The organism is Staphylococcus sp. Z5-21, from assembly GCF_056529615.1.
Map to the genome: position 1 here is coordinate 759,035 of NZ_CP096462.1, position 17,761 is coordinate 776,795.

Sequence of the window (17,761 nt, forward strand, 5' to 3'; positions counted from 1 at the left end):
TTATGATTTTACCAAGCAAAACCGAGTGAATTAGAGTTTTTTAACAAGCTTTGAATTCAAAAAGAAATAATCGCTAGTGTTCGAAAGAACACTCACAGATTAATAACATTTTGGGTTTTCAACCGACTTGTTCGTGTTGAAAGTCAAAAAAGATTAAGTTATTAAGGGCGCACGGTGGATGCCTTGGCACTAGAAGCCGACGAAGGACGTTACTAACGACGATATGCTTTGGGGAGCTGTAAGTAAGCTTTGATCCAGAGATTTCCGAATGGGGAAACCCAGCACGAGTTATGTCGTGTTATCGATATGTGAATACATAGCATATCTGAAGGCAGACGCGGAGAACTGAAACATCTTAGTACCCGCAGGAAGAGAAAGAAAAATCGATTCCCTGAGTAGCGGCGAGCGAAACGGGAAGAGCCCAAACCAATGAGCTTGCTTGTTGGGGTTGTAGGACACTCTATACGGAGTTACAAAAGAACAGACTAGACGAATCATCTGGAAAGATGAATCAAAGAAGGTAATAATCCTGTAGTCGAAAGTTTGTTCACTCTTGAGTGGATCCTGAGTACGACGGAACACGAGAAATTCCGTCGGAATCTGGGAGGACCATCTCCCAAGGCTAAATACTCTCTAGTGACCGATAGTGAACCAGTACCGTGAGGGAAAGGTGAAAAGTACCCCGGAAGGGGAGTGAAATAGAACTTGAAACCGTGTGCTTACAAGTAGTCAGAGCCCGTTAATGGGTGATGGCGTGCCTTTTGTAGAATGAACCGGCGAGTTACGATTTGATGCAAGGTTAAGCAGTGAATGTGGAGCCGTAGCGAAAGCGAGTCTGAATAGGGCGTTGAGTATTTGGTCGTAGACCCGAAACCAGGTGATCTACCCATGACCAGGTTGAAGTTCAGGTAACACTGAATGGAGGACCGAACCGACTTACGTTGAAAAGTGAGCGGATGAGTTGTGGGTAGCGGAGAAATTCCAATCGAACCTGGAGATAGCTGGTTCTCTCCGAAATAGCTTTAGGGCTAGCCTCAAGTGATGATTATTGGAGGTAGAGCACTGTTTGGACGAGGGGCCCTTATCGGGTTACCGAATTCAGACAAACTCCGAATGCCAATCAATTTAACTTGGGAGTCAGAACGCGGGTGATAAGGTCCGTGTTCGAAAGGGAAACAGCCCAGACCACCAGCTAAGGTCCCAAAATATATGTTAAGTGGAAAAGGATGTGGCGTTGCCCAGACAACTAGGATGTTGGCTTAGAAGCAGCCATCATTTAAAGAGTGCGTAATAGCTCACTAGTCGAGTGACACTGCGCCGAAAATGTACCGGGGCTAAACATATTACCGAAGCTGTGGATTGTCCGTAAGGACAATGGTAGGAGAGCGTTCTAAGGGCGTTGAAGCATGATCGCAAGGACATGTGGAGCGCTTAGAAGTGAGAATGCCGGTGTGAGTAGCGAAAGACGGGTGAGAATCCCGTCCACCGATTGACTAAGGTTTCCAGAGGAAGGCTCGTCCGCTCTGGGTTAGTCGGGTCCTAAGCTGAGGCCGATAGGCGTAGGCGATGGATAACAGGTTGATATTCCTGTACCACCATTATTCGTTTTAAGCGATGGGGGGACGCAGTAGGATAGGCGAAGCGTACGATTGGATTGTACGTCCAAGCAGTGAGATTGAGTGTTAGGCAAATCCGGCACTCTTAAGATTGAGCTGTGATGGGGAGAGGAAATTGTTTCCTCGAGTCGTTGATTTCACACTGCCAAGAAAAGCCTCTAGCTAGAATTGTGGTGCCCGTACCGCAAACCGACACAGGTAGTCAAGATGAGAATTCTAAGGTGAGCGAGCGAACTCTCGTTAAGGAACTCGGCAAAATGACCCCGTAACTTCGGGAGAAGGGGTGCTCTTTAGGGTTAACGCCCAGGAGAGCCGCAGTGAATAGGCCCAAGCGACTGTTTATCAAAAACACAGGTCTCTGCTAAACCGTAAGGTGATGTATAGGGGCTGACGCCTGCCCGGTGCTGGAAGGTTAAGAGGAGTGGTTAGCTTCTGCGAAGCTACGAATCGAAGCCCCAGTAAACGGCGGCCGTAACTATAACGGTCCTAAGGTAGCGAAATTCCTTGTCGGGTAAGTTCCGACCCGCACGAAAGGCGTAACGATTTGGGCACTGTCTCAACGAGAGACTCGGTGAAATCATAGTACCTGTGAAGATGCAGGTTACCCGCGACAGGACGGAAAGACCCCGTGGAGCTTTACTGTAGTCTGATATTGAAATTCGGCACAGCTTGTACAGGATAGGTAGGAGCCTGAGATACGTGAGCGCTAGCTTACGTGGAGGCGTTGGTGGGATACTACCCTCGCTGTGTTGGATTTCTAACCCGCACCATTTATCATGGTGGGAGACAGTGTCAGATGGGCAGTTTGACTGGGGCGGTCGCCTCCTAAAGAGTAACGGAGGCGCTCAAAGGTTTCCTCAGAATGGTTGGAAATCATTCATAGAGTGTAAAGGCATAAGGAAGCTTGACTGCGAGACTTACAAGTCGAGCAGGGTCGAAAGACGGACTTAGTGATCCGGTGGTTCCGCATGGAAGGGCCATCGCTCAACGGATAAAAGCTACCCCGGGGATAACAGGCTTATCTCCCCCAAGAGTTCACATCGACGGGGAGGTTTGGCACCTCGATGTCGGCTCATCGCATCCTGGGGCTGTAGTCGGTCCCAAGGGTTGGGCTGTTCGCCCATTAAAGCGGTACGCGAGCTGGGTTCAGAACGTCGTGAGACAGTTCGGTCCCTATCCGTCGTGGGCGTAGGAAATTTGAGAGGAGCTGTCCTTAGTACGAGAGGACCGGGATGGACATACCTCTGGTGTACCAGTTGTCGTGCCAACGGCATCGCTGGGTAGCTATGTATGGACGGGATAAGTGCTGAAAGCATCTAAGCATGAAGCCCCCCTCAAGATGAGATTTCCCAACTTCGGTTATAAGATCCCTCAAAGATGATGAGGTTAATAGGTTCGAGGTGGAAGCATAGCGATATGTGCAGCTGACGAATACTAATCGATCGAAGACTTAATCAAATTTTAAATGTTTTGTTTGGTTGAATCATATTTTACTTACTATCTAGTTTTGAATGTATAATTTCATACATTTCATTGTCTGGTGACAATGGCAAGGAGGTCACACCTGTTCCCATGCCGAACACAGAAGTTAAGCTCCTTAGCGCCGATGGTAGTCGGACTTACGTTCCGCAAGAGTAGGACGTTGCCAGGCAATTTGATTATTCCACAGTAGCTCAGTGGTAGAGCTATCGGCTGTTAACCGATCGGTCGTAGGTTCGAGTCCTACCTGTGGAGCCATTATGGCCCCGTGGTCAAGCGGTTAAGACACCGCCCTTTCACGGCGGTAACACGGGTTCGAGTCCCGTCGGGGTCATACATATTAGGAGAATTAGCTCAGCTGGGAGAGCATCTGCCTTACAAGCAGAGGGTCGGCGGTTCGAACCCGTCATTCTCCACCATTCTTAATTGAATAGCTTGGAGGGGTAGCGAAGTGGCTAAACGCGGCGGACTGTAAATCCGCTCCTTCGGGTTCGGCAGTTCGAATCTGCCCCCCTCCACCATTAATGGGCTATAGCCAAGCGGTAAGGCAATGGACTTTGACTCCATCACGCGCTGGTTCGAATCCAGCTAGCCCAGCCATTAGAGCCATTAGCTCAGTTGGTAGAGCATCTGACTTTTAATCAGAGGGTCAGTGGTTCGAGCCCACTATGGCTCACTCTTAAGTACTTCTCATATGAGAAGTACTTTTTTTATGTTTTAAATTAATTATCGCTTTGTTGAAATTAAATTTATCATTTTCTTTTTATACAATATTATGATTGAAAATAGTAAAAACAGTGTGTTTATCATCATTTTATTGAATGATAAATCATTAAAGTGGTTTTATATGTAAAAAGAAATGAAATAGCTAAATGTACTGTATTACCCAAGGTTGAAAACTCAAACGCTTTAGATTATTCTAGTAACAAGATAACAACAAAGGGGTTTTATAGATGAACAAAACAGTAGAAATTATAGGTGCACCATCTACATTTGGACAAAGGAAATTAGGGGTAAACCTTGGTCCAGATGCAATACGTTATGCTGGTATAGTAGCAAGAATTGAAGCGATTGGATTAACTGTAAAAGATTCTGGCAATATAAATGTACCAGAACTTAATTTAAATAAATTCAATTCAGAGCAACAAGGACTACGAAATTTAGAGGAAATTATTGAAACATCTGAAACATTAAGTCAGTCTGTTTCCAATAGTTTATCAAATAACCATTTTCCATTAATTTTAGGTGGTGACCATTCTATTGCGATTGGTTCTATTTCTGGAGTCAGTAAGCATTATGAAAATTTAGGAGTTATATGGTATGACGCGCATGGAGATTTAAATATACCAGAAGAGTCACCTTCAGGAAACATCCATGGTATGCCTTTAAGAATACTTGCTGGCGATGGGGATGACAAGTTAGTCAACATTGCTAATTATGCGCCCAAAGTAAAACCTGAGAATATCGTTCTCATTGGTATGAGAGACTTGGATGTAGGCGAAAGACAATATATTAAAGACAATAATATTAAAACATATACGATGGCTGAAGTAGATAGATATGGTATTAAACAAGTCATTGAAGAAACAATAGACTACTTGAAAGAAAAAACAGATGGCATTCATCTATCTCTGGATGTTGATGCTTTAGATCCAGTTGAAACACCTGGTACAGGTACTAGAGTATTAGGTGGACTAACTTATCGTGAAAGTCATTTTGCGTTAGAATTACTACATAATTCTAATTTAGTAACTTCAATGGATCTTGTAGAAGTTAACCCATTAATAGATCATAATAATGATACAGCTGAACAAGCTGTTGGGCTTGTAGGCAGCTTCTTTGGAGAAACGTTATTATAAATAATAAAGCAAACGGATGTAGATGCCTTCTACATCCGTTTTCGTTTATTTTAGATAAAAAATAAATACTAAATATGACAGTTAGTGTTATGATTGGTATAATAGGTAACATGGGAACAGATAACCGGAGGAGATGTTATGGATTTATCCAACTTTTTTGACGACTGGAGTACAGTAAAAATTATTGCTAGTGTACTCGATTTACTCATCGTATGGTATGTACTTTATCTTCTCATTACAGTTTTTAAAGGTACCAAAGCCATTCAACTATTAAAAGGTATTGTCGTGATAGTGATTGGCCAACAATTGAGTAAAATGCTTAACTTAACAGCAACATCCCGTTTATTTGATTTAGTTATTCAATGGGGTGTATTAGCATTAATTGTAATATTCCAGCCAGAAATCAGACGTGCCTTAGAACAACTTGGTCGAGGCAGTTTATTCAAACGATATTCTACGAATTTAAATAGTGATGAAGATAAATTAATATCATCTGTGTCAAAAGCTGTACAATATATGGCTAAACGTCGTATAGGTGCTTTGATTGTTTTTGAAAAGGAAACAGGTTTACAGGATTATATTGAAACTGGTATTGCTATGAATTCAGAAATATCACAAGAATTATTAACGAATGTGTTTATACCAAATACGCCATTACACGATGGTGCAATGATTATTCAAGCAAATAAAATTGCAAGTGCAGCATGTTATTTACCGTTATCTGATAGCGCAAAAATAGCAAAAAGTTTAGGTACAAGACACAGAGCAGCAGTTGGTATCTCAGAAGTATCAGATGCATTTACTGTAGTTGTATCTGAAGAAACGGGTTCGATTTCTGTTACATTTGATGGTAAATTGAGAAAAGATATTTCTAATGAAGCTTTTGAAGAACTACTAGCTGAACATTGGTTTGGCACACACTTTCATGAGAAAGGTGTGAACTAATATGTTAGAGAGTAAATGGGGTTTAAGATTAATCGCATTGATGTTAGCTGTATTATTTTTCTTGTCAGCTAATAACATGTTTGGAAATATTTTTGATGCAGATAACTTAAGTCAAAAATCATCTGAAACTATTCAAGATGTGCCAGTTCAAGTGAAATACAATAATAAAGAACTTTATGCAAGTGAAGTTCCAAATAAAGTAGATGTTGAAATTTCTGGACCACAATCACAAGTTTTAAAAGCAGAAAATGGTGAAAACATTAGAGCTATTTTAGATCTTAGTGGTGAAAAAGCTGGTAAACATACAGCTCAATTTAAAATTAATGGATTAAACAAAGATATTGATTACACAGTGAAACCAAAAGAAACAACTGTTTCACTGGAAGAAAAAGTAAGTAAAACATTTAAAATTGAACCAGATGTAAGTAATAACGATTTGAATTCTAACTATAAAATAAGTGAACAAAGCGTTTCACCTGATACAGTTAAAGTTACAGGTGGACAAAAGCAACTAGATAAAATCGCTTATTTAAAAGCTACTTATAAAAACAAAAGTAAAGTTTCAAAAGACACTACAGACGTTGCGAAAATAACAGCATTTGATAGAAACTTAAACAAAATTGATGTTTCAATTGACCCTAATGAAGTCAATTTAAGTGTTAAAGTAGAAGATTATAGTAAAAAAGTAAAAGTGAAAATGAAATCTGTTGGTTCGCTTTCAAATGGACAAGAAGTTAAAGATATTAAATTAGATGATAACGAAGTTGAAATCTATGGTAACAAAGACGACTTAGATGACATTGATGAAATTACAGCAAGAATTAATTTGGATGGCATTTCAGATACAACTGAGGAAAAGGTAGATTTCCAAGTTCCAGATAAGGTCACAAAAGTTAGTCCGAAAGATACCACTGCAAAAATAACAGTTAAATAGATTTTTAAAATAAAGGAGATATATATAATGGCTAAATATTTTGGTACAGATGGCGTAAGGGGCGTTGCAAATAAAGAATTAACGCCAGAACTTGCGTTTAAATTAGGACGCTATGGTGGCTATGTTTTAGCACATAATGAAGGTGAAAAGCATCCTAAAGTACTAGTAGGTAGAGATACACGTGTTTCTGGTGAAATGCTAGAATCTGCTTTAATTGCTGGATTGATTTCTATTGGTGCAGAGGTTATGCGTTTAGGTGTTATTTCAACACCTGGTGTGGCTTATTTAACACGTGAAATGGAGGCTGATCTTGGTGTAATGATTTCAGCTTCTCATAATCCAGTACCAGACAATGGGATTAAATTCTTTGGTTCTGATGGATTTAAATTATCAGATGATCAAGAACAAGAAATCGAACATTTATTAGATCAAGATAACCCTGATTTACCAAGACCGGTTGGTGAAGACATCGTACATTACTCAGACTACTTTGAGGGTGCGCAAAAATATATTAGTTATTTAAAATCGACTGTAGACGTTGATTTAGCAGGTATGAAAATTGCACTAGATGGTGCACATGGTTCGACTTCATCACTTGCACCATTTCTATTTGGTGACTTAGAAGCTGATACAGTAACAATTGGATGTAATCCTAACGGTTATAATATTAATCAAGAAGTAGGATCAACACATCCTGAATCACTTGCTAAAGTCGTTGTAGAATCTGAGTGTGATTTTGGATTAGCCTTTGATGGTGATGGTGATAGATTAATTGCTATCGATGAAAAGGGAAATATCGTAGATGGTGATCAAATTATGTTTATTATTGGTCAAGCTATGAGTAAGAATCAGGAATTAAATAATAATATGATTGTTTCTACAGTTATGAGTAACTTAGGTTTCTATAAAGCACTTGAGAATGAAGGTATCCAATCAAATAAAACAAAAGTTGGAGATCGTTATGTTGTTGAGGAGATGAGACGTGGTAACTATAATCTTGGTGGAGAGCAATCAGGTCATATTGTATTAATGGATTATAATACAACGGGTGATGGCTTGTTAACAGGTGTACAACTTGCAAGTATCATTAAAATGACTGGTAAAAGCTTGAGTCAACTTACAAGTCAAATGAAGAAATATCCTCAATCATTAGTCAACGTTCGTGTTACTGATAAATATCGTGTGGAAGAGAATATAGATGTACAGGAAATAATGACTAAGGTTGAAGTTGAAATGAATGGAGAAGGCCGTATCTTAGTAAGACCATCAGGTACAGAACCCCTTGTTCGTGTAATGGTTGAAGCTGCGACAGATGAGGATGCGCAACGTTATGCCAATACAATTGCTGAAGTAGTCCAAGATAAAATGGGCTTAGACAATTAATATATTTTAAAGGAAAGAGACTGGGACATAAATAGATGCCTCAGTCTCTTTCTTAATAGAGTAGTAGATGTTATTGTATTGAAAATAGTTTAATATTATATAAGCTAAGGCACATGTATAAGACTACTAGAATGATTAAGGATTACATGAGCTAAGCTCATGCATAAGAACTACTAATTCACATAAAATGTGAAAGTAGTTCTAAAAAGTAGTTCTAAAAAGTGGCTCTAAAAATAATTTTGATATAAAAAAGCACGAATAGGCTGAATTAAGCTTATCCGTGCTTTTTTAATTATAGATTAATTTTACAATACATTATATTCTTTTACTATTTCTGAAGTTAATTGATCATCTGTTTTAGCAAATGATTTCAAGAAGCCTTCTACACTATGTTTATCAATGTACTCATTTTTTTCAATTGTTTCTTGATCATTGGTATCATCATATTTTAATAATAATGCCGCTGTTTTGATGAGTGCATCATGTTTCAAATTATTTTGGTATAAATAAGATAGTGGTTTAATGATTCTATCTTGTGGTCCAATTTTACGCATAGTGCCTCGTCCAACACGTGTTACTTCGTCTGATAAATTAGGGTTTTTGAAACGACCAATGATTTTATCAACGTATTGAGCTTGTTCACTTTCTGTAAAATTGAATTGTGTTGTAATATATTGACTTGTTTCTTTTAGAACATTTTCTAAACCATGTCTAATATTATCATCATTAACAGCATCTAATATTGTTGGTTGGCCATAAAATCTACCTGCATAAGCAAGATAAGCATGACCAGTGTTAACAGTGAGTAATTTACGTTCAATGTATGGCGTTAAATTGTCTACATATTTAATATGATCTAATTCTGGACCAAACCAAGCATCTTTTTCAATTACCCATTCGTAAAATGGTTCAACGATAACATCTAAAAGATTGTCATTTGTTTGTAAAGGAACGATGCGATCGACAGCAGAGTTTGCAAAGTGAATATGATCACCTAAAGGACCAGTGATATCTAAAATGGCATCTTTTAATGTATTTGTGGCCATTATTGCATTTTCACAAGCAACAATATTAACTGGCGTCTCTTTTTCCTTTAAATAAGGTGCAAATGATTTTGCAATAATAGGCAAGATATTAACGCCTACAGCAGTAGTAATTAAATCTGCTTCTAATACGGCTTGTTTTAGGCTTTCAGAAGGGCCATCTGAATTAATTGCATCGACATTATGCACACGTGTAGTTGTTTTTGCTTCATCTGCTAGGATGACATCATATTGATGTTCTTTATCTAAAGCATTTATAATTTCTTCGTTCACATCAGCAAAAGTAACTTTTACATCGTTATCCGCAAGAATATATCCAATAAAACCACGACCAATATTACCTGCACCAAAGTGTAATGCTTTCATTATGCTTCAGCCTCCTCAAAGACTTGTTTGATTTCTTCAGCAGATGATGCATTAATAATACGATCAACGTTTTCTTCTTCACTAAAAGTAATCGCAATTTTAGAAAGCAAATCTAAATGTTCGCCATCTTTACCAGCAATACCTACGACAACTTTAACTTCTTCACCTTCCCAATCGACACCTTCAGGAATTTGAATTAAAGTTAGACCAGATTTTAATACGCTTGTTTTAGCTTCATCTGTACCGTGTGGAATGGCTAAACCATTACCCATAAATGTAGATACAACTTGTTCACGATCTTTCATAGCTTGAATATAATCTTCAGTCACTGCACCGCTAGATACTAAGGCATGACCTGCTTTTTCAATAGCTTCGTTTTGATCCTTTACTGTTTGGTTAATAAAAATGTTTTCATTGCTAAATAATTCGCTCATTGTCTTCACTCCATATTTAATAAATTTTGTAATTGTATCAGATAACTTTGCTTCAATAAAACTTGAAGTTGTTCGGGTCTTTCCATAAATCCATCGATATTATCAAGATGCTCTACCATTTTTCCAGATATTTCACTTACCAATTGAGACATGGTGTCATCGGGAGGTACAAACATATTTAATAAATATCTCACGGATTGATTGCCATTTTGATTACTTTTAAGCACAATAGGCTCATTTAAAATCGTTATAAGTATGAATGGTTTTTTGATGATATCATTTTTTAAATGAGGTATAGCGATAGGGTAGGGTTCTAAAACAAACCCTTGACTGTCCATATGTTGCTTAATAAGTTCAGCGAATGACGGCCCATCCGTAATAATTTGATGTGATAATAATGTTGATGTTAAATACTGACTCCAATCTGATACCATTGTGTAGTCAATATTTACCGAATCGATAATTTCTAAACCTTTTCTTATATAATTTAGTTTGTCTTCAGGATTTAAAATATTATGATGCTTCGGTTCAATAGCTTGATGCTTAAATTGATGTTGCTGTGTATTTAAGAACGCTGCAACATGATTGATATCTGCATCAGGTAGTAGGGGATTTACTGTAATATAAGGGGTTGTAATATCGATATCTACAGTAGAAATAATTGCATCAAATTGTGATGTATCCATTTCTTTTAAATCACCCACAGAAGCCTGTGTAGTTTTTTGGATTTCGCTAAAGGTTTGTTGCAAACGCGTAGCAAGTAAACGACTCGTACCTATACCACTACTACATACGACCAGCACATTATATAAGTGAGCACCTTGGCTTTGAATAGCGCCACCAAAATGTAAAACAATAAATGCAATTTCACTATCTGGAAATGTAAAATCTGGCCAAGTTTGTAATAAGGCGCGATGTACACTTTCAAATAATCGCGGATATTTGTGCTTAATCATTTCAGTTAATGGATTATATGTTTCAATATTGGCATTTAATCTATTAATAGCTGGAATGATATGCAATTTTAAACCTTCGCTTAAAGTTTCAGTATCTTTAAATGTTTGCTGTGAAAAATGCGTGACTGACTGTATGAATTTTTCGATTTTTGATTCATCTTTACTGTCTTTAAATACTTCTGCAGATTCTTTTCGTTTTGCGCCGCGGAGGTGAATCGTAATAAAGGTCACTTCGGCTTGATTAAACTGAACCCCGTATATATGCTCAAGATGTAGTGCAAGCGCTTGTGCCACCTCATGTTCAAATGAATCTTTAACACTTTGATAAATATCGTCGTTCAATGCAACATACTGACCATTTAACATCCGATCAATACTTAAGACGATATGCACTGTAAGGGTTAAATAACTAGACTCAGTCAATGAGTAGGGCAATTGATCGAGATGGTCCATAAGAATTCGTTCAATTTGGAAAATCTTATCCATATCTACCATAGCTAGTTGGGATTGATTAATAGATTGATAAACAAAGTGATTTTCGATTACGGAATAAACACTGGTACTATTTAGGTTATTGACCATTAATTGACTTAATAATTCACGTTTTTTAGATTCTGCGCCATGTAATTGAATACCTTCTCCACGTTTTTTGTGTAAACGTAATTGATATAAATCAAGTTCCACATCGAGCTCATCTAAGAGTTTCGTTAGTGTTTGATTCGATACACCAATTTCTTGTGCCAATCCATATTGTTTAATAGGGGTATCAGATTGTATCAATGCATATAAAATGATTACTTTTTGTTCTTCTTGTGATAAATCTATGGTGTTTTCATGCAATAAGGCATGTTTCAGTGAAGATAGAGCACCTTCACTTGTATTGAGTTGTATGCCTTTTTTTGTGACGCGCTCTAATGCTATATCAAAATTAGATAGGAACGATTCAATTGATTTTAATTCTCTATGAATAGTACGAGAGGATACAGCTAAGTTTTGAGCAATGTCGTAAATTGTGACATATTGACCGTGATATTTAATTAACATTTCGATAATTTCTTTTTCACGTGTACTCAAAAACATAGCCATACCCTCCAGTATTGTTCTATATAGTGATTATTTATTTTTTAAGATTTTCAAGTAATTCATCATATCTAGGAGAGTTTAAGAAATTATCTACAGAGATATGGATTGCATTTGGAACTTGTTTGATTGCTCTGTCAGTAAGTTTCTTCTGAGTGATAACAAGTTGTGCATCGCTAGGCAATTGATTGATTGCAGTATTTGTAACATTTACATCTTGGATGCCTGCTTTTTTAAATTTATTACGTAACATACTTGCACCCATAGCACTTGATCCCATACCAGCGTCACAAGCAAATATAACATGATTCACTTTACTATAATCATGTGCGTCTACATTTTCAGTATCATAATTATCTAACAATGCTTCTTCTGATTGTTCTTCATTATTTTCTGAAGTTGAAGTAGAAGCGGTAGTTGAAGTTGCATTATTATCTTCATTCCCTTTTAGCTTAGAAGATACACTTGATTTTTTCCCTTTTGAAGCTTCCATTTTTTCGGTAGCTGCTTCTAAGTCTTCTTCAGGCTCTTTTGTGAATTTCAAAATAAGTGCTGCCACGATAAATGATACGATTGCTGCTAAGAGTACACCAAGCACCATGTGTAAGAATTCACCTTTAGGCGCGTTCAACATATAAACGATGAATGAACCAGGTGAGGCAGGACTCTTGAAGCCGAAATCAAGTAATGAATAAGTTGCCACACCAGTCATACCACCTAAGATTACAGCGATAAATAATAAAGGACGCATTAATACGTATGGGAAGTAAATTTCATGAATACCACCTAAGAAGTGGATAATCCCTGCGCCATATGATGTTGCTTTTGCTGTACCTTTACCAAAAATCATATAAGCAACTAAAATACCAAGACCAGGTCCAGGGTTAGATTCAATTGTGTATAAGATAGATTGTCCAGCAGATGCTGCTTGATCTGCACCAAGTGGTGTGAAAACCCCATGGTTAATTGCATTGTTCAAGAAGACAATCTTAGCAGGTTCAACGATAATACTTACTAATGGAAGTAAATGTGCATGTACCAATGCTTCAACAGCAAGTGACAAGATATGCATAATAAATTCCATAATTGGAGCTAATATTTTAAATCCAACAATAGTCATGATGAATCCTAAGATACCAGCTGAGAAATTATTGAATAACATCTCAAAACCTTGTGGTGTTCTAGGTTGAATAAACTCATCTGTTTTCTTCATTAACCAACCTACAAGTGGTCCCATAATCATAGCACCAAGTAACATTGGTGTATCAGGTAATGCTACGATAACACCCATAGTTGCAACAGCAGCAATAATACCACCGCGCATTTCGTGAATTAAACGACCACCACTATATGCAATAAGCAAGGGAATTAAATATGAAATCATAGGTCCAGCTAATTCACTTAAATCTTTATTAGGCCACCAACCACCATCAATAAAGATTGCAGCGATAAAGCCCCATGCGATAAATGCACCGATATTCGGCATAATCATACTACTTAAAAATGAACCAAATGCCTGTACCTTACGTCCAAGACCTTTGTTTTCTTGCGTCTCTGTTTGTGACATAGAATTGCACCTCTTTTTCTCTTTTTATTTATAACTTTATTGTATGGGGGGTACAGGGGAATAAACAAGAGAAAGTAATATCAAATTTGTCACAGTATCTTTGACAAGTTTGTGAATATAACTGGACGCTTCATAAATATGGATATTACATGTTAAATGTCACTGATTAAGCACAAAGTTATTTTGTAAATAAATTGTTAATAAATTATTTGCATTAAGTAATAAGAACATTGTACAATTAATAATATTGATAGGAAGGAGGACAGTTTAAGCGTTAGTTCAATAAAGCGCCTGTACAAGTGAAGAGGTTATGTGTTTGTAATTTAAGGTTTATAACAGAAATCTTAATAGACACGATAATCGAAGTTTGTAGACGAGGAGGGTAGTTATCGAACCATCGGCGGATGCTATCCCGGATGTGGCTCATTCGTTAACTTATTAAGGAAAACATTAGGGTAACCTGGTGCACAAAGTTAATAAGATAGCCAAAAATTAAATATAAAAATATACGGTGAATGAGATAACCATTGCCATCAAGGTATTTTCAATTTCTATATGATAAATATAGGGATAAGTCTGCCTTCGATGGTTTATATTAAATTGGACAGGTTCGAATTCGCTAGAAGTTCAATTATCTCTTCACCATTAAATTGGAGGAAATTTTAAAATGTGTGGAATTGTTGGATATATTGGGCAAGATAATGCCAAAGAATTATTATTAAAAGGTTTAGAAAAATTAGAATATAGAGGTTACGACTCAGCTGGTGTAGCAGTGGTAAATGATGAAGGTACTTCAGTATTCAAAGCAAAGGGTCGTATCGCAGAATTAAGAAAAGTTGCAGATAGTGAAGCTACTGACGGTAATGTAGGTATTGGTCATACACGTTGGGCTACACATGGTGTGCCAAATTATGAAAATTCACATCCGCATCAATCAACGACGGAACGTTTTACATTAGTTCATAATGGTGTAATTGAAAATTATGAAGAATTAAGAAACGAATACTTATCAGATGTATCATTTATTTCTGAAACAGATACAGAAGTCATTGTTCAACTTGTAGAATATTTCTCAAATAGTGGCCTTGATACAGAAGCAGCATTTACAAAAGTTGTTTCACTATTAGACGGTTCATACGCTTTAGGATTAATTGATAATGAAGATAAAGATACAATTTATGTAGCTAAAAATAAATCACCATTATTAATCGGTGTAGGTGATGACTTTAACGTTATTGCATCAGATGCAATTGCTATGTTACAAGTTACAAATCGTTATAAAGAAATTCATGACCATGAAATCGTTATTGTTAAACGTGACGAAGTCATTATCAAAAATCAAGAGGGTCAAGTTCAAGAAAGAGAAGCATATACTGCACAAATAGATGCAGCAGACGCAGAAAAAGGCGTTTATGATCACTATATGTTAAAAGAAATTCACGAACAACCTGCAGTGATGCGTCGTATTATCCAAGAGTACCAAGATGAAGAGGGTAACTTGAAGATGGATCCAGAAGTGATTAAAGATGTTGCCGAAGCAGATCGTATCTATATCATTGCTGCCGGAACAAGCTATCATGCTGGTTTAGTAGGTAAAGAATTTATTGAAAAATGGGCTGGTGTCCCTACAGAAGTGCATGTTTCTTCTGAGTTTGTATATAATACACCTTTACTTTCTGAGAACCCACTATTTATCTACATTTCTCAATCAGGAGAAACAGCAGATAGCCGTGCCGTGCTTGTTGAAACAAACCGCTTAGGTCATAAATCATTAACAATCACTAATGTAGCTGGTTCAACATTATCACGTGAATCAAATCATACATTATTGTTACATGCAGGTCCTGAAATTGCAGTAGCATCTACTAAAGCTTATACAGCACAAATTGCAGTATTATCTATCTTGTCACAAATCGTTGCTAAAGAGCATGGTAAAGATGTTGATGTAAGTTTATTACGTGAATTAGCAAAAGTAACAACTGCAATCGAAACAATCGTAGATGATGCAGATATTATGGAACAAATTGCAACAGATTTCTTAAGAACAACGCGTAATGCGTTCTTTATCGGTCGTACTGGAGACTACAATGTCAGTTTAGAAGGCGCATTAAAATTAAAAGAAATTTCGTACATTCAAGCTGAAGGATTTGCTGGTGGTGAATTAAAACACGGTACGATTGCTTTAATTGAAGAAGGTACACCAATTATTGCACTTGCTACACAAGAAAGAGTCAACTTGTCTATTCGTGGTAACGTGAAAGAAGTAGTTGCACGTGGCGCAAACCCATGTATTATTTCAATGGATGGCTTGAATAAAGAAGGCGATTCATATGTTATTCCACATGTGCACGAACTATTAACACCATTAGTTTCAGTTGTTGCATTACAATTGATTTCATACTATGCAGCATTACACAGAGATTTAGATGTTGATAAACCACGTAACTTAGCTAAATCAGTAACAGTTGAATAAAGACATATGATTAACAGCTAATTAGTAGTGCTATTGTAATATCTAATTTAAATGCATGAAATCATATATTGTATAAATAGGGCAAGAATGAAATCAAACTTAAAGTTTTGATTTCATTCTTGCTCTTTTTTTATAATAAAAACATATGACTTTGATTTATATTTCAGTGATATACAGTGCAATAGGCAGTATATTGAGAACTAAATGTTTGAGGTATGTAGTTAAATGATAGTTATTGTGGATTAATCATGAATTGTATTGTTTTAAATGAGTAGCACTAATATAAATCAACGATAACGATTACAATCAAATTTGAACTTTAATTATTATATAAATCAAAATATTTTTAAAATGTTATTATGTTTATTATGCTTATCATCATAACTAGATAAACTTTAAAAGTGAGTTGAATATAGTGGAAAAACCTAAAATTTATTCTATGGCTTTTGGAAAAGTATACGATTTATTAATTAAAAAAGTAGAGAAAAAGGATAGAACCAAACAAGAAGCGGATGAAATTATAAGATGGATGACAGGTTACACGCAATCAGAGATTGATCGCTTGGTTGCGGATGGGACAGATTATGAAACATTTATAAATCAAGCGCCTAACTTAAATCCAGAGCGAACAAAAATAACGGGTGTCATTTGTGGTGTACGTGTAGAAAATATGGAAGCCTCCGTTATGAAAGAAATTAGATATTTAGATAAAATGATAGATGAACTGGCAAAAGGAAAGGCATTGGATAAAATATTTAGACAACACAAATGATCGAATGAAGGTGATTTGTTAAGTCATGTTAGAAATTGCATAAGAGAAAAGGGGTATAACATGTTAATTGACTTGAAAAATATATCACGTAGAAAACAAGGTAAGGAAATCATTAAAAATGTGAGCTGGCAAATTAACGAAGGTGAAAAATGGATGCTTTATGGCCTAAATGGTGCTGGTAAGACAACATTGCTAAACATATTAAACGCCTACGAACCAAATACTGCTGGAACGATAAACTTATTTGGCATGCAACCAGGAAAAGTGGGCTATTCTGCTGAAACAGTCAGAGATTACATAGGGTTTGTTTCAAATAGTTTAATGGATCGTTTTCAAGATGGCGAATTGGTGCGAGATGTTGTAATTAGTGGCATATTTAATTCCATAGGTGTATTTAAAACTATAGAACCACATCATATTGAATTGGCACAACAATATTTAGAACAAATGGGAATGCGTGATTTTGAGTCACAATACTATGGTTATCTATCTACAGGAGAACGTCAAAAGGTACTTATTGCTCGTGCGCTGATGGGTCACCCCAAATTACTTATTTTAGATGAACCAGCATCTGGCTTAGATTTTATAGCACGAGAAGATCTGTTACAAGCGCTCGAAAAATTGTACCAACAACAACCTGAATTAGCTGTTATATATGTGACGCATTTTATTGAAGAGATTACACAAGATATACAAAAAGGCTTTTTACTGAAGCAAGGTAAGAATTATAAACAAGGTAATATTAAAGATATTTTAAATAGTGATGTTATGAGCAACTTTTTTAATAGAAATGTCAATGTACGCTATCAAAATCAACGCTACGCACTATTTATGAATAATGTGTAGATTGCACA

General features: G+C 36.6%; 11 protein-coding genes, 6 tRNA genes and 2 rRNA genes. 15 read left to right on the plus strand and 4 right to left on the minus strand.

Translation table 11 applies throughout. The features are described 5' to 3' along the window. Positions 1 to 151 precede the first annotated feature (151 nt). The 12 genes from M1D64_RS03625 to glmM all read left to right on the plus strand — a co-directional run bounded on the left by M1D64_RS03625 (position 152) and on the right by glmM (position 8,216). Positions 152 to 3,074 (plus strand): 23S ribosomal RNA (locus M1D64_RS03625). Positions 3,075 to 3,152: 78 nt separating this feature from the next. Further along, positions 3,153 to 3,267 (plus strand): 5S ribosomal RNA (gene rrf, locus M1D64_RS03630). 11 nt (positions 3,268 to 3,278) lie between these two features. Continuing rightward, positions 3,279 to 3,353, plus strand: a tRNA-Asn gene (locus M1D64_RS03635). A 4-nt stretch (positions 3,354 to 3,357) separates the two neighbouring features. Next, positions 3,358 to 3,429, plus strand: a tRNA-Glu gene (locus M1D64_RS03640). Between the two features lie 9 nt (positions 3,430 to 3,438). Further along, positions 3,439 to 3,514: transfer RNA gene (locus M1D64_RS03645), tRNA-Val, on the plus strand. 18 nt (positions 3,515 to 3,532) lie between these two features. Then, positions 3,533 to 3,616 (plus strand) — tRNA-Tyr (locus M1D64_RS03650). Between the two features lie 4 nt (positions 3,617 to 3,620). Next, positions 3,621 to 3,695: transfer RNA gene (locus M1D64_RS03655), tRNA-Gln, on the plus strand. A 3-nt stretch (positions 3,696 to 3,698) separates the two neighbouring features. Beyond that, positions 3,699 to 3,771 (plus strand) — tRNA-Lys (locus M1D64_RS03660). Between the two features lie 277 nt (positions 3,772 to 4,048). Further along, entirely contained in the window at positions 4,049 to 4,954 is a 906-nt protein-coding gene (rocF, locus tag M1D64_RS03665) for an arginase (RefSeq protein ID WP_002482668.1), read from the plus strand. Positions 4,955 to 5,092: 138 nt separating this feature from the next. After that, positions 5,093 to 5,899: a diadenylate cyclase CdaA gene (cdaA, locus tag M1D64_RS03670; RefSeq protein ID WP_002482669.1), complete on the plus strand. Its 807-nt coding sequence runs from the start codon at positions 5,093 to 5,095 to the stop codon at positions 5,897 to 5,899. Position 5,900: 1 nt separating this feature from the next. After that, positions 5,901 to 6,833, plus strand: coding sequence for a CdaR family protein (locus M1D64_RS03675; protein WP_002482670.1), 933 nt, complete (start codon positions 5,901 to 5,903; stop codon positions 6,831 to 6,833). A 27-nt stretch (positions 6,834 to 6,860) separates the two neighbouring features. Further along, positions 6,861 to 8,216 (plus strand): phosphoglucosamine mutase, encoded by a 1,356-nt coding sequence (gene glmM, locus M1D64_RS03680; protein WP_002482671.1) that lies wholly within the window; start codon positions 6,861 to 6,863, stop codon positions 8,214 to 8,216. Between the two features lie 305 nt (positions 8,217 to 8,521). Here the strand turns inward: glmM and M1D64_RS03685 are convergent, their stop codons facing one another. The 4 genes from M1D64_RS03685 to M1D64_RS03700 are packed head-to-tail and all read right to left on the minus strand — an operon-like array spanning position 8,522 to position 13,662. Next, a complete protein-coding gene (locus M1D64_RS03685; RefSeq protein WP_069821673.1) occupies positions 8,522 to 9,625 on the minus strand; it encodes a mannitol-1-phosphate 5-dehydrogenase in 1,104 nt (367 codons plus the stop codon). Next, on the minus strand, positions 9,625 to 10,059 hold the full coding sequence (locus tag M1D64_RS03690) for a PTS mannitol transporter subunit IIA (RefSeq protein ID WP_002482673.1): 435 nt from the start codon (positions 10,057 to 10,059) through the stop codon (positions 9,625 to 9,627). Before M1D64_RS03690 ends, M1D64_RS03685 begins: the two co-directional genes overlap by 1 nt. Positions 10,060 to 10,064: 5 nt before the next feature. Then, positions 10,065 to 12,095, minus strand: coding sequence for a BglG family transcription antiterminator (locus M1D64_RS03695; protein ID WP_037538002.1), 2,031 nt, complete (start codon positions 12,093 to 12,095; stop codon positions 10,065 to 10,067). Between the two features lie 37 nt (positions 12,096 to 12,132). Next, the gene (locus M1D64_RS03700) at positions 12,133 to 13,662 is read right to left on the minus strand and encodes a PTS mannitol transporter subunit IIBC (protein ID WP_002482675.1); all 1,530 of its coding nucleotides are present in this window, start codon (positions 13,660 to 13,662) and stop codon (positions 12,133 to 12,135) included. 667 nt (positions 13,663 to 14,329) lie between these two features. Here M1D64_RS03700 and glmS point away from each other — a divergent pair. From glmS to M1D64_RS03715, 3 genes are all read left to right on the plus strand, one after another. Further along, the gene (gene glmS, locus M1D64_RS03705) at positions 14,330 to 16,135 is read left to right on the plus strand and encodes a glutamine--fructose-6-phosphate transaminase (isomerizing) (protein ID WP_041080808.1); all 1,806 of its coding nucleotides are present in this window, start codon (positions 14,330 to 14,332) and stop codon (positions 16,133 to 16,135) included. A 415-nt stretch (positions 16,136 to 16,550) separates the two neighbouring features. Further along, positions 16,551 to 16,907, plus strand: coding sequence for a DUF2200 domain-containing protein (locus M1D64_RS03710; RefSeq protein WP_002482677.1), 357 nt, complete (start codon positions 16,551 to 16,553; stop codon positions 16,905 to 16,907). A gap of 60 nt (positions 16,908 to 16,967) precedes the next feature. Then, on the plus strand, positions 16,968 to 17,753 hold the full coding sequence (locus M1D64_RS03715) for an ABC transporter ATP-binding protein (protein ID WP_002482678.1): 786 nt from the start codon (positions 16,968 to 16,970) through the stop codon (positions 17,751 to 17,753). Positions 17,754 to 17,761: the final 8 nt, after the last annotated feature.